This is a genomic window from Pseudomonas sp. CGJS7, from assembly GCF_036961695.1.
In genome coordinates, this window is sequence record NZ_JBAMDI010000203.1 from 1 (window position 1) to 13,454 (window position 13,454).

Here is a 13,454-nt window from a genome sequence, read left to right on the forward strand (position 1 = left end):
TGCCCAGCGCGCCAGTTTGGCCGACCGCGTCGCGGTGCTCGAACAGCGCGCCTCGGACAATCAGGCCAATCTCGACCTGCTCAACCAGGTCACCCAGCTGCGCACCGAAATGCAGGCCTTGCGCTCGCAGATGGAAGAGCTGCAGCAACAGAACAAGCAATTGCAAGAAAGCGGCAAGGCGCAGTACCTGGACACCGACAACCGTCTCAACCGCCTGGAAAGCGGCGGCGCGGCGGCCGGCGGTGCTCCGCAAGCGTCCGCGCCCAAGGCTCCGACACCGCCGGCAGCGGCGGTGAAGGACACCCCGCCGGCGGTGCACGGCGATGCCGGCCTGGTCGCCCAGAGCGGCGACGAACGCGCCGCCTACGACACCGCGTTCGGCGCGCTCAAATCCGGCCAGTACGCCGAATCGGCGCGGCTGTTCCAGGATTTCCTCGCCGCCCATCCCAGCGGCGCGTACGCGCCCAATGCGCTGTATTGGCTGGGCGAGAGCTATTACGTCACCCAGAATTACCAGCTCGCGCAGGAGCAGTTCCAGGCGCTGCTCGACCGCTACCCGACCCACGACAAGGCCGCCGGGGCCCTGTTGAAAGTCGGCCTGGCCCAGTTCGGCCTGAAACAGGTCGAGGCCGCCGAGCGCACGCTCGCCGACGTCGCCACCCGCTATCCCGGCACCGACGCCGCCCGCACAGCCGCCGATCGCCTCAATGCGATCCAGCTGAGCCGGCTGCGCAACTGAGACACCCATGAACGCCGTTGCCCCGCAGACGGCCGCCGCGCCGTCCGAGCGCCTGCGGCTGACCGAAATCTTCCTGTCGCTGCAAGGCGAATCCAACTCGATCGGCTGGCCGACCGTGTTCGTGCGCCTGACCGGCTGCCCGCTGCGCTGCCAGTACTGCGACACCGCCTACGCCTTCCACGGCGGCGAGTGGTGGGACTTCGAAGCGATCCTGGCTGAGGTCGCCAAACACGGCGCCCGCCACGTCTGCGTGACCGGCGGCGAGCCGCTGGCGCAGAAGCGCTGCATCCAACTGCTGGAGAAGCTGTGCGACGCCGGTTACGAGGTCTCGCTGGAAACCTCCGGCGCGATCGACATCGGCCCGGTCGACCCACGCGTGTCGCGCGTGCTCGACATCAAGACCCCGGACTCGCTGGAAGCCCACCGCAACCTGTGGAGCAACCTGCCGCTGCTGACCGCGCGCGACCAGATCAAGTTCGTCATCTGCAGCCGCGAGGACTACGACTGGTCGAAGGGCATCGTCGCCGAGCACGGTTTGACCGCGGTGTGCGACGTGCTGTTCTCGCCCAGCTTCACCCAGATCAAGCCCAGCGACCTGGCCGACTGGATCGTCGCCGATCGCTTGCCGGTGCGGTTCCAGCTGCAGTTGCACAAGATTCTTTGGAACGACGAGCCGGGCAGGTAAACGCCGGGAATAGAGGGGCGGAGGCCGGGAGCAGGAAAAGCGCTGGCTTCCCCGATCTGTTCGAATGCTCCGATCCGCCGGCTGTTGCTCGTCATCCCCGCGAAGGCGGGGGATCCAGGGCCTTATCGCGACATGACTCTGAAGTCTCTGGATCCCCGCCTTCGCGGAGATGACGAGCGCAGAGCATCGCCCCCTCCGTTTAGCTTCTTCCGATTCCCGAGCTCCACACCATGAAAAAAGCCGTCGTTCTAGTCTCCGGAGGCATGGACTCCGCCGTCGTCATCGCCATCGCCCGCGAGCAAGGCTTCGCCGTGCACGCGCTGAGCGTGCGCTACGGCCAGCGCCACACCTCCGAACTCGACGCCGCCGCGCGCATCGCCGTCAGCCTCGGCGCGGTCGCGCACAAGACCGTCAGCGTCGACCTGCGCAGCATCGGCGGCTCGGCCCTGACCGACGAAACCATCTCGGTGCCGCTGGACAACGACGGCCACGCCATCGGCACCGCCGCGGCCAAGGACGACATCCCGGTCACCTACGTGCCCGCGCGCAACACCATCATGCTGTCGATCGCCCTGGGCTGGGCCGAAGTGCTCGGCGCCAACGACATCTTCTGCGGCGTCAACGCGGTGGACTACTCCGGCTACCCCGACTGCCGCCCCGAGTTCATCGAAGCCTTCGAGCGCCTGGCCAACCTGGCCACCAAGGCCGGCGTGGAAGGCGCCGGGTTGCGCGTGCAGGCCCCGCTGCAATTCATGAGCAAGGCCGACATCGTCCGCGAAGGCCTGCGCCTGGGCGTGGATTTCAGCGAAACCGTGTCCTGCTACCAAGCCGACGACGGCGGCCGCGCCTGCGGCCACTGCGACGCCTGCCGCCTGCGCGCGGAAGGCTTCAACGCCGCCGGCGTGGCCGACCCGACCCGTTACGTCTGAGCGCCCGTCCCGCGCGCCAGCCCCGGGTCTGAACGTGTTCGGCCAGGGGGGCCTGACTCCGGGCCGTCGCCTTTGCTAGAATGTCCGGCCCGGCGAAACGCTGGGCACTCGACGCGGCCTCCAAACCGGCGTCGGCAACACACTCTGGGTCGTTAGCTCAGTCGGTAGAGCAGAAGACTTTTAATCTTTTGGTCGAAGGTTCGAATCCTTCACGACCCACCAGATACGAGAGGCACTCAGGAGCGATCCTGAGTGCCTTTTTCTTTGCGTCGATGAAAAGCCCTGTTCGCGGCTTTGAGCAGCCAGCCGATTCTTGCGTTCGGCGCCACCGGACCGATCGCATTCGCGCGATATCGCTAAGCGCCGATCGGGGCGGGATGCGCTTAGGCATGCATATACGTATGCCAGAACTGCGAACTGCCGCGATCCTCGCCATGCTTCCCGGAAACCGCACCGATGCGCCGCTAGTTTCGTGACGGCTCGCGATCATGCGGGCAGCAGCCCGAAACGGCTGCGTCATCGGCCAGGAGATCGCCATGATCCGATTGTCCAAGCGCTGGATCGCCTCGATTTCAGCGTTCGCGTTCGGCTTCGCGTTGGTCAGTACCAGCAGTTATGCCTACGATCCTTGCGAGCGTTGCTGGACGAGTTACTCGCGCTGCGTGCAGATCGGTGGGACGAACTGCAAGACTCAGCTCAATCAGTGCTTGCATCGCTACAGCTGTGGGTAGTCGCCGGTCTGGATGGGAGGGCAGCTGGCATGCGCTGTGGCTAGTCGTCTTTCGATACGGTCGGCGCCCGCCGACTCGGCATGCCGCTGCCGATCCCCAGCCTCCGGCCAATGACACTAGTCACTCGACATCCCGTCATGGCGCGCCGAGGATTTCCCGAAACACCGGAGCCACGCCATGCATAAGCGTCTGATCGCCATCGGAATTCTGAACGCGTTGTGCTTGGCATGGACTGCCGCCGCGGAGGAGGCGAAACCCGCCGCGACCGACGTCGCCTTCGCCTGGGACGTGAAGATTCCGCTGCGCGACGGGGTAAACCTCAGCGCGGCCCGCTATCGCCCGCTGAACGAAAAAGCCGGAACGCCGTGCATCTTCGCGATGACGCCGTACATGGCCCAGCGCAATCACGAGCGCGCGATGCACTTCGCCCGCAACGGTTACACCTATTACGCCGTCGACGTGCGCGGCCGCGGCAATTCGCAGGGCGAGTTCACGCCGCTGCTGCAAGAGGCGAAGGACGGCCACGACGTGGCCGAGTGGCTGGCCAAGCAGCCCGAGTGCAACGGCAAGGTCGCGATGAACGGCGGTTCCTACCTGGGCTACAGCCAGTGGGCGGCGGCGAAAGAGTTGCCGCCGCATCTGGCGACGATCGTGCCGGTCGCGTCGGTGGGGCCGGGCATCGATTTTCCGATCCTCAACAACATTCCGTACACCTACAACATTCAGTGGCTGACCTTCGTCAGCGGCAACACCACCCAGGACCGGATTTTCTTCGACGGTGCGTTCTGGGCGAGCCAATACCGGCGCTGGTATCAGGCGCATGCGCCGTACACGCAGCTCGACAGCTACATCGGAAACCCGTCGCCGACCTTCCAGAAATGGATCGAACATCCGTATCAGGACGCGTTCTGGGACAGCCATCGGCCGACGCCGGAACAGTACGCGCAGATGCGCATGCCCATCCTGAGCATCACCGGGCATTACGACGACGATCAGCCCGGCGCGATGCACTACTACAAAGAACACATGCGCTACGGCAACGACCGCGCCAAGGCCGCGCACTATCTGGTCATCGGGCCCTGGGATCACTTCGGAACCGGCGTTCCGCAGGCCGAGGTGGGCGGTCTGAAAATCGCGCCAGCGGGCGTGGTCGACATGGCCGCCTTGCTGACCTCGTGGTACGACTGGACCTTGAAGAACGGCAAGAAGCCCGAGCTGTTGAAGGACAAGGTCGCGTTCTACATGGTCGGCGAAGAAGCCTGGCGTTACGCGCCTTCGTTGCAGGCGGCCACCGCGAGCACCCAGACCTGGTATCTGGACTCGCAGGGCGGCCGCGCCAACGACGTATTCGAATCGGGCCAACTGCGCAGCGCGCCATCGGCTTCGGCCACGCCCGATCGCTATATCTACGATCCGCTCGACACCAGTCCGTTGCAGTACGAAGATCGGCCGGAAGTGTTCGCACCGACCTACGCTTTCATTCTCGATCAGCGCAGCACGCTGCTGTCGTCGGGCAAGCAGTTGGTCTACCACACGCCGGCGCTGGAGAAAGAGCTCGACATCGCCGGTTTCTTCAAGTTGTCGGCGTACATCGCGCTCGACCAGTCGGACACCGATTTCGCCGCCAAGATCTACGAGGTGAAGGCCGACGGCAGCACGGTGTTTCTGACTCAGGAGCTCAAGCGTGCGCGGTATCGCACCAGTTTGCGCGAGCCGGTGCCGGTGGTGCCGGGCGCGATCGAGCGTTACGACTTCGAGCGCTTCAACTTCACTGCGCGACGCTTGGCCCAGGGCAGCCGCTTGCGTCTGGTGATCGCGCCGCTCAACAGCATGTCGATGCAGAAGAACTACAACACCGGCGGGGTGGTCGCGGAAGAGTCCGGCAAGGACGCGCGAAAGGTTACGGTGACGCTGTATCACGATGCGCAGCGTCCCAGTGCGTTGTATGTGCCTGTCGCGGCGAAGTCGTCGGTTGGCGGAAAATAGCCGAGACCGGGGGCGAGAGCGATGGTGGCGAGTGGGGTTTGGCGCTGAGCCCACCGCGCTCTGGACAGGAAGATGCAGAGCCGACCGTTCAAGAAATTGCGGTCGGTATCGTCGCGGCAACGCACGCTATCGAGGCTGAGTCGCCATCCGCTAGCGCGATTTTCTGACTGAGAATCTGGCTGTCGCGCGAGGGCTGCTTCGTAGGCTTGGATAACTTCGGGCGGGTTGAGGGTTGCGGCGGGGCAAGGGTTGGCGGATAGCCGCCTCGCCATGCCCGAGGCGTGGCGCGACGGTCGGGCCGATCCATGCATCCGGCAGATCGATAGTGAGCTAGAGCCGGACAGCGATGCGATCAGTCCATCTTAACGCGATTGGTGGCGGTCGTTTTCTTTCCGAGTGCTTGCTTCTGTGCGCTCGCAGTGCAAGTGGCCGAATGGTCGAAGGCATTGGTTATCTTGCCATCGGCGTCGGTTAAGGTTGTCCGGAAGCCGAATGTGGCTGTCGGCATCGGCTGCGATGGATGGCAGCTGAAATTGAAGGTCAACGGTGACGGAGTGTTCGTAGCGTAAGTTGTTTCCGAGCCGGCGTTGTCGCAGGTCCAGCCGCTGGGGCAGGTAGTCGGTTTTACGGACCGTTTCATTGGAAATTTTGGTTTTCCACTGTAAGCCAGGGTAACGGGAATCGCCGTATAGTACGGGCCCGCTACATTCGTGATGCTAACTATTCGGAACCGGTCATAGTTGTTGATATACGCCTGCATTTCGTCTGTGCACAGCCCGCGTCGCCAGACTCCAGGGTTCAGAGATTTGTACATTGAACAACTGGCATCATCATTGATGTCGTCGAGGCCGACGGTATGCCCGAGTTCGTGGAGCGCCGCAGATTGGAAATCGGTCCTGTCTGGGGGAGTGGCTGTCACTCCCGCGCAAGTGAGCTTGATGACTGATGAAGGAACTTCCTCAAGACGCCTCTTGTCGACGATGACATCGGCATTGTTGATTGTTGGCGTGCCCGGCACCCATCCTATCCGCGCGGCCATCACCGCATTTAGATTTTGCGGGGAGCCAGATTCGAAAGTTATGTTTTGCGAATCGAAAGCCTCTGTCTGATCGACGCGTCGGGGGTGTCTTCCTGAAATGTCGACATCGAACTTGAAGTTTGCGCCGGCATTGTTCCAGGCAGTGGCCGCGAACAATGCTTGTTCGATGCATTCATTGGGAATGGATTCGTGGAATCCAATCCTGAGTCCGGCGGTATCCCATGTCCCAATAATTGCTGGTGGTGTCGCCCAGGTTGAACCGGTCCATACCATCAAACCGGTTGCTAGCGCTGCGCGCAGCTGACAGGGCCTCATCGCCGCCCCCCGGCCTTGTTGTTCACTCCTGTAAGTTTTCCAAGATCGCTCTCTGCCGATGCCAAGTCTTTCGGGGCTTCGCCAGATATCGTGGGTTGGGGGCCGCGCCGCAGCTTGCCGCCATCCAAGACTTCATACGCGAGAAAAGGCAGCGCGGTGAAACTGCTCTCCGGTTGCTTCTTGCTTAGGGCAACGAATTGTTCATACCAATTCTTGGACAGTACCAACAGATATTTTTTGCCGGGCTCAAAGTCGACGTCGCCGAAGTCCCTGATTTCATTGCCGTTGGGTTGGGGACCAGAGCTTCTTGCGACGAAAACCACGTCGCCGGCCGTCCGCGATCCCTTTAGTGACTTCACGATGGTGAAGGGCATTTCGGACAGAAATCCGTCGATGCGATTTCTATCTGCACGCACCTTTCCAGCCGTGGCGACTACTACCAGATCAGCCAGTAGCATTTGCTCGGCAGGTGTTGTTATGCCTGTAAAAAGCCGGTGGGCCATGCCTACCAGGTCGATGTTGCGGCGACGAAAGGCGTTAACCTCTGCAGCTGTAATTCCCAGTGCGGCCGCGTCGATGGCGGCGTCACGCGAAAGCGCGTCGGCTCGATCAGCGGGCAACGCCGAAGCGGTGCGAACCTTGCCGGTTGTGAGCAGTTGCTGGTAGTCGCCAAACCGGCCGCGTCTGGTGATGGCTTGGAGGCGGTCTTGCTGATACTTCTTGGCTTCCTGACGTCTTGTCTCTGGCGTGGGTTCATTGGGAGCCGCATGCAGTAGCGCAACGGGAGAAAATCCGGCCAGCGCAGTTGCAAATACAAGAATTCGCCACATTCCACTGTTCTCCTTGTGTGGGGCGCCAACCATTCGAGATGGCGCTGGTCGCGCCCTCGATGAGGGGCATGCTTGCTTTGCTGTCGAGCACGTTGAGTATCGCTCAGGCCGAAGCGGCGAGAGTTCGGACTTGTCCTAATTTGAGGGGTGAGCTCGGTGTGGCCAGTCCTGCGGCAGACGCGCACATTCTTGGCGCCCAATGATCGGCGCCAGATCACGCACTGCGGCGCGAGCGATCTGCTGACGGATGCTCTTCATTCCGGCTTGACGATGGTTCGGGCCGCTGTTGCCCCAGGCTCGATCGCATTCGAATCGCCACGACGGGGGTTCACCGCGTCGCGGTTGGCTCTATCAGGCTGCGCCATTTTTCCAGAAATCGCCGCCGCTTCACTTCGTCCAGATACACCAGGAATCCCAATCCCAGCGGCGTACGCCGCAACGTGGTGCCGCGCGGGTCGAAGCCGGCGTAAACCGGCGCGATGTCGGGCAGGTCTACGCGCGCGGGGATCAATTTGGCGTTGCTTGCGAGGACGGCCTGGCCGCGTGCGGACAGCAAGTAGTCGAGGAAGCGCTGGGCTTCGGCCGGGTTGGGCGCGTTGGCGGGAATCACCGCGGTGCGCGCAACCAGCAGCAGGTGATCTCGCGGCAGCACGATCCGCAGCGGTGCGCCGCGCTGAATACGCTGCAGGGCGTAGGAGCCGAATACGCCATAGGCCAGTCCCATGTCGCCGTTGGACAGCTGGTCGAGCAGGTTGTCCATGCGTTTGAACAACTGCGCGCGGTTGGCGCCGAGCGCGCCGAGCATGGGGCCGGAGTCGCTGCCGAGCAGTTTGGTTTCTTGCGTGGCGATGAAATACGCCACCGCACTGCCGCGCGGGTCTTGCAGGGCGATCTTGCCGCGCAGCGGGTGGTCGGGCTGGGCCAGCAGCGCTTGCAGTTGGCCGCGGGTTTGCGGGGCGCGCGAGGCTTCCAGCAACCGGGAGTTGTAGACCATCACCACCGGCTCGTAGCCGTAAGCGAAGATTTCGTCGCGCCAGCGCGCGGTGGCGGGCAGGGCCTGGGTTTGCGGCGAGCGGTAGGCGCGGCTGAGGCCGTCGTTGACCAGTTTGATCTGCAGGTCGGTGCTGCTGCTCAGCAGCAGGTCGGGGCGTTCGGAGGTCGATCCGGCGCGGGTGGCGCGGCGGTAGATGTCCTGGGTGTCCAGGTGCGAGTAACGCACTTCCACGCCGGGGTGGATGCGTTGGTAGTCCAGCGCCAGCGCGCGGATCAAGCCGGCGTTGGATGAGCCGTGCAGGACCAGCCGGGCTTGTTGCGGGATCTTGGATTCGAACACGGTGATGCGTTCGCTCTGCGGCGGACGCGCCTGGGCGGGTTGCGAACACAAGGCGCCGAGCACGGCGATCGGATACAGCGCCGCGGCCGAGATCGCGCGCAGCCGTGTCATTGCGCGTCCTTGGGCAGCAGCAGGCGCACGCTCAGGCCGCCTTGTTCGGAGGATTGCAGCATCACCCGGCCGCCATGGCTTTCGACCACGCGCTTGACGATCGCCAGTCCCAGTCCCGCGCCCTGCACCGAGGCGTTTTCGCCGCGGCCGAAACGTTCGAAGGCGCGTTCGCGGTCTTCGGCGCTCATGCCGGGACCGGCGTCGTCGACGCTGAGCAGCAGGCCGTCGGCGTCTTGTTGCAGGCGCACGTAGACCGGCGCTTCGCTGTGGGCGCCGTGCTTGATCGCGTTGTCGATCAGGTTCTTGATCGCTTCGCGCAGCATCAGCGCGTCGCCGTGCAGGGCGGTGTCCTCGGCGCTGCATTCGAAGCGCACGTCGGGGCGCGGTTCGGCCAGGGGCACCGATTCGTGCAGCGCCTGGCGGGCGATGGTTTCCAGATTCACCGGTTTGAAGTTGTGCAGTTCGGCGCGGTGGGTGACGTTGGCGTGGCTGAGCAGTTGGTTGAGCAAGCGGCTGAGCTTGCCGGAATGGCGCTCGATCGCATGCAGGCCCTGGCGCCATTGTTGCGGGTTGCTCTGATGCAGCGACAGCTGCGCCTGCGCCCGCAGCGAGGCCAAGGGATTGCGCATCTGGTGAGCGGCTTCGGCGATGTAGGCGCGCAGCACGTCGATGTTGGTCGACAGGCGCGACATGAAATGGTTCTGCGCGGCGACCACGTGCGACAGTTCGGTCGGCACCGCGCGGGTGATCGGGCGCAGGTCGAACGGTCCGCGCACGCTGAAGTCTTGTTCGATCCGAACCAGCGGTTGCAAGGCGCGGTCGATCGCGAACCAGGCCAGCAACAGGATCGCCACGGTGAACAATGCGATCCAGCCGGTCACGTGCCAGACGATGTCGCGGGCGACGTCGTCGCGCGCGCGCCGGGTCTGGCCGATTTGCACGATCGCCGCGTCCGGCCCGTCGGCGCTGCTGGCGGCGCGACGCAGCACGGCGAATCGCACCGGTTCGCCGCGGTACTGCGCGTCGAAGAACACGGTGCGGTCGCCCAGCCCGGTGCGCGGGCGCGGCAGGTCGTCGTAGCCGGTCAAGGTGCGGCCGCCGGCCAGATACACGCGATAGAACGCGCGATCGTCCGGCGCCGCCGACAGCAACTCCAGCGCGGCGCAGGGGATGTTGGCCTCCCATTGGCCGTCGACCAGGGTGATGCTGTCGGCGATGGTCAGCGCGGAGGCGTTGAGCAAGCGGTCGTAGGACAGATCGGCCGCGCGCTCGCCGTAGCGGCTGGCGCCGAAGAACAGCAACAGCATGCCGACCAGCGAGAGCAAGCCGATCGACAGCAGCAAGGTGTGGCGGATCGACGGGCGCGCATGCTCGGCTTCAGTCATGCGCGGCGCCGAAGGGTTGCGCCAGCACCGCCTCGCCGCGGATGGTCTCGGCCAGGTAGCCGGTGCCGCGCACGGTGACGATGCGCAGGAACTGCTGCGGCAGCTTCTTGCGCAGCCGGGCGACGTACAGCTCGACCGTATTGGAGCCGGCTTCTTCGCTCAGGGCGAACAGGCGATTGGTGATCTCGCTCTTGCTGACCACCTGGCCGAGCCGGCCGACCAGGATCTCCAGCAGGCTGTATTCGCGATTGGGCAGGTCGATGGTGCGGTCTTCGAAGCGTACGCGGCGCGCGGCGTTGTCCATCAGCAGCGGTCCGATCCGCACCAGGCTGGAGGTCTGCGCCTGCCGGCGCCGGGTCAGGGCGCGGCAGCGCGCGCTGAGTTCGCGGAAATCGAACGGCTTGCCGATGTAGTCGTCGGCGCCGACGTCGAGCGCGCTGATCCGGTCTTCGATGTCCGAGCGTTCGGTCAGCATCAACACCGGGGTGGCGTCGCCGCGGCGGCGCAGTTCGGCCAGCAGGCTCAGGCCGTCCATGCGCGGCAGGCCGATGTCCAGCAGCACAAGGTCGTAGCGTTCGTGTTCGAGATAACGGCAGGCGTTGAGGCCGTCGGCTTCGTGATCGACCGCGTTGCCGGTGCGGCGCAGATGCTGCACCACTGCCTGAGCCAGATCGAGATTGTCCTCGACAAGCAATATACGCATGGAAACTCCTGGATAGCCTTAAGCCATGCGCGGGGGCGCATGAGGGGTTTTTTTGGGGGATAGGTCGTGTTGTCAGACTGCGGCGCGCGTCTACGCCGGCGGTGCGACAGGTCGCCGACAGGCTATCTGCTTAGACTGGAACCATGCTCTGGAGGGAGTGTTCGGTTGCGCTTGATCGATGTTGGTCGAGCCCGGTCGATAGTTGATGGACGCATGCTCCGGGGAAGGGAGCATGCGTTCACGACTAACACGGAGATTCTGCGCTGTCGATGGGCAGCTCCGCGAGTGTTCGAAAGTGTGAGGCAGTTAAAACTGCGCTGGCTGACAGGCGGTCATTTTGCCTGGAACAGGCACTTGCGAACAAACCCAAGCTGATGGCTGTCGTAAGAAAAACTAGGTATCGCGCGAAACGAATGCGTTTGCGGCTGCGTTGCCTCACCAAGCATCACCCGTTGGAGGAGACATGCGTCAAACATTGAAGGCCGGGCGTTCTGCGGCCGGGAACATCGCGTGCGGCCGTGTCGTTTCGGCGGCTTTGTCGCTGGGTCTGGCCGGCTTGCTGTGCTCGGCAAGCGCGGCAGCGGCGAACCAGAACAGCGGTTTCTACGTCGATCCCGAATCCAATTCGGTGAAGTGGATACGCAATAATCCGGCCGATTCGCGGGTGAGCAAGATCAAAAGCTCGATCGCGACCAAGCCGATGGCGCGCTGGTTCGGCAACTGGAACACCAACATCGGCACCGCCGTGTCGACTTTCGTCGACGGCGCGCGCGCGGCCGACAAGCTGCCGATCCTGGTCGCTTACAACATTCCCGGACGCGATTGCGGCAGCCATTCCGGTGGCGGCGCGGGCGACGCGGCGGCGTACAGAGCCTGGATTTCCAGTTTCGCCTCGGGCATCGGCAGCCGCCGCGCGGTGGTGGTGATCGAACCCGATGCATTGGCGCAACTCGATTGCCTGGACACTCAGCCCCGCGATCTGCGCGCCGAGCGCATCGGCATGCTGCAGTTCGCCGCGCGCGAGTTCAAAATGCGCGCGCCCAATGCGATGGTCTATCACGACGCGGGCAACGCCAGTTGGATCGCGGCCGATGAGATGGCGCGGCGCTTGAACAAGGTCGGCGTGAGCGACATCCGCGGTTTCGCCCTGAACGTTTCCAACTACCACACCACCGCCGATTCCAATCGTTACGGCGCGTCGGTCAAGGCGCAGTTGAAGGCGCAGTTCGGTTACGAGAAGCCGTTCGTGGTCGATACCAGCCGCAACGGCAAGGGCTCCAACGGCGAGTGGTGCAATCCGGCCGGACGCAAGCTCGGCGTGGTCTCGCAGAACAGCACCAGCGGCGCGGAGATGCTGTTGTGGATCAAGGTGCCGGGCGATTCGGACGGCAAGTGCGGCATCGCGCCGAACACCAAGGCCGGCGACTTTTCGCCCGACCTCGCAACCCGCTTGATCGAAGGGCGGTGAGCGTTTCGCGCTGAGCCGCGGGCTCGGCGCATCGATCCGCTCCGGGGCGGTGCGCACGGAGCGGGATCGCAGCGGCGGCGCATGCATCGGGCCGCTGCATTCGTACCCATTTTGGATCCGCCGCGTTGGCGCGGCGGAGCGCAAGCGCTCGCGCCGAACGGCGGGGGCGTGTTCGACGGCGAGCCGGGCCGGGCGCCGCGTTTGCGCCGTCGTTAGTTCGCTCAGGAGTTCGGCTCATGTCCCGGTTCTCGCAACGGCCCGCGCCACGGCGTTCGCATCGTTGGTTTTGGATGCTCGCGCTGTACGCGGCGTTCATCACCAGCGTGGCCTTGTCGGCCGATCGGCAGGCGCTGCTGGCGCAGGTGCAGGCGATGGCCGAATCGCCGCCGGCGCCGGACCGTCCCGATGCGGACGGCCAGCGCAATCGGCCGACGCATCGGCTGAGCGCGCGCTGATCCGATTCAACGCGCCTGGCGCGGACACCGTCAGTTGTCCCGCACGACGCGTCCAGGTTTCTCCGCTGCGCACCCGGTCCCATGCCCCCTCGGACCAGCCGGTTTTCTCTCCTTGAGCCGGCGTGCGATTCGCGGAGCGTTGCGGAGCGGTCTCCACTCGTGGATGGAGATCGCTCCGCGGCGATTTATCGCCGGCGCGGTCTGCGCGCCTGTCCGACTTCCGTGGCCTATCGAGGAACTACGCATGACCCGCTTTCCCGTCCGTTCGCTGTTGGCGCTGTGCGCCGCGTTGGCCTTGCCGGCCGCATCCGCCGCGCCGCCGAATTTTCAGATGCCGTTTCCGTGCAAGCAGGTTTGGAAAGGCAATACCCGCGAGCGGCACAGCCCGCCGTTGGCGATCGATCTCAGCCGCGCCAACGGTGCCGGCGACAAGGTCGTCGCCGCGGCCAAGGGCAAGGTGACCAAGGTGCGCGATGTCGGAAACCGCAGCTACGGCAAGTACGTGGTGATCGACCACGGCAGCGGCTGGACCACGCTGTACGCGCATCTGAATTCGTTCTCGGTCGCGGTCGGCGACCGGGTCGCGTTGGGCCAGGGCATTGGTACGGTCGGCAACACCGGCACCTCCTTCGGCGCGCATCTGCATCATGAGCAACTGCTCAACGGCGACTTGCAGAAGATCAAGTTCAACGGTCGGCAGATCCATTACTACGACGGTCCCGACCGCTACAGCGACTACAAGAGC

At 64.3% G+C, this 13,454-nt stretch carries 13 protein-coding genes and 1 tRNA gene; 9 read left to right on the top strand and 5 right to left on the bottom strand.

The window, feature by feature from the left end:
* The 6 genes from ybgF to V7787_RS50165 form a co-directional block, all read left to right on the top strand.
* Positions 1-739, top strand: a 739-nt coding sequence (ybgF, locus tag V7787_RS50140) for a tol-pal system protein YbgF (RefSeq protein WP_336095014.1), incomplete at its 5' end; no start/stop codon positions are given.
* A gap of 7 nt (positions 740-746) precedes the next feature.
* On the top strand, positions 747-1,424 hold the full coding sequence (gene queE, locus V7787_RS50145; protein ID WP_336095015.1) for a 7-carboxy-7-deazaguanine synthase QueE: 678 nt from the start codon (positions 747-749) through the stop codon (positions 1,422-1,424).
* Between the two features lie 212 nt (positions 1,425-1,636).
* On the top strand, positions 1,637-2,353 hold the full coding sequence (queC, locus tag V7787_RS50150) for a 7-cyano-7-deazaguanine synthase QueC (RefSeq protein ID WP_336095026.1): 717 nt from the start codon (positions 1,637-1,639) through the stop codon (positions 2,351-2,353).
* A gap of 146 nt (positions 2,354-2,499) precedes the next feature.
* Positions 2,500-2,575: transfer RNA gene (locus V7787_RS50155), tRNA-Lys, on the top strand.
* 314 nt (positions 2,576-2,889) lie between these two features.
* Positions 2,890-3,084 carry a hypothetical protein gene (locus V7787_RS50160; protein ID WP_336095016.1) on the top strand — a complete coding sequence of 65 codons (195 nt, stop codon included), beginning with the start codon at positions 2,890-2,892 and terminating at the stop codon, positions 3,082-3,084.
* Positions 3,085-3,261: 177 nt separating this feature from the next.
* The gene (locus V7787_RS50165) at positions 3,262-5,070 is read left to right on the top strand and encodes a CocE/NonD family hydrolase (RefSeq protein WP_336095017.1); all 1,809 of its coding nucleotides are present in this window, start codon (positions 3,262-3,264) and stop codon (positions 5,068-5,070) included.
* 352 nt (positions 5,071-5,422) lie between these two features.
* On the opposite strand, the gene V7787_RS50170 is transcribed toward V7787_RS50165, so the two are convergent.
* The 5 genes from V7787_RS50170 to V7787_RS50190 form a co-directional block, all read right to left on the bottom strand.
* Positions 5,423-6,382: a hypothetical protein gene (locus V7787_RS50170; protein ID WP_336095018.1), complete on the bottom strand. Its 960-nt coding sequence runs from the start codon at positions 6,380-6,382 to the stop codon at positions 5,423-5,425.
* A gap of 38 nt (positions 6,383-6,420) precedes the next feature.
* Positions 6,421-7,254: a hypothetical protein gene (locus V7787_RS50175; protein ID WP_336095019.1), complete on the bottom strand. Its 834-nt coding sequence runs from the start codon at positions 7,252-7,254 to the stop codon at positions 6,421-6,423.
* A gap of 328 nt (positions 7,255-7,582) precedes the next feature.
* A complete protein-coding gene (locus V7787_RS50180) occupies positions 7,583-8,698 on the bottom strand; it encodes an ABC transporter substrate-binding protein (RefSeq protein WP_336095020.1) in 1,116 nt (371 codons plus the stop codon).
* A complete protein-coding gene (locus tag V7787_RS50185; protein WP_336095021.1) occupies positions 8,695-10,083 on the bottom strand; it encodes a sensor histidine kinase in 1,389 nt (462 codons plus the stop codon). Before V7787_RS50185 ends, V7787_RS50180 begins: the two co-directional genes overlap by 4 nt.
* Positions 10,076-10,786, bottom strand: coding sequence for a response regulator transcription factor (locus V7787_RS50190; protein WP_336095022.1), 711 nt, complete (start codon positions 10,784-10,786; stop codon positions 10,076-10,078). Before V7787_RS50190 ends, V7787_RS50185 begins: the two co-directional genes overlap by 8 nt.
* A gap of 463 nt (positions 10,787-11,249) precedes the next feature.
* Between V7787_RS50190 and V7787_RS50195 the strand changes: the two genes are divergently transcribed.
* The 3 genes from V7787_RS50195 to V7787_RS50205 all read left to right on the top strand — a co-directional run.
* Positions 11,250-12,254, top strand: coding sequence for a glycoside hydrolase family 6 protein (locus tag V7787_RS50195; protein WP_336095023.1), 1,005 nt, complete (start codon positions 11,250-11,252; stop codon positions 12,252-12,254).
* 236 nt (positions 12,255-12,490) lie between these two features.
* Positions 12,491-12,709, top strand: coding sequence for a hypothetical protein (locus tag V7787_RS50200; RefSeq protein WP_336095024.1), 219 nt, complete (start codon positions 12,491-12,493; stop codon positions 12,707-12,709).
* Positions 12,710-12,953: 244 nt separating this feature from the next.
* Positions 12,954-13,454: M23 family metallopeptidase (locus V7787_RS50205; RefSeq protein ID WP_336095025.1), on the top strand; the 501-nt coding region annotated here is incomplete at its 3' end.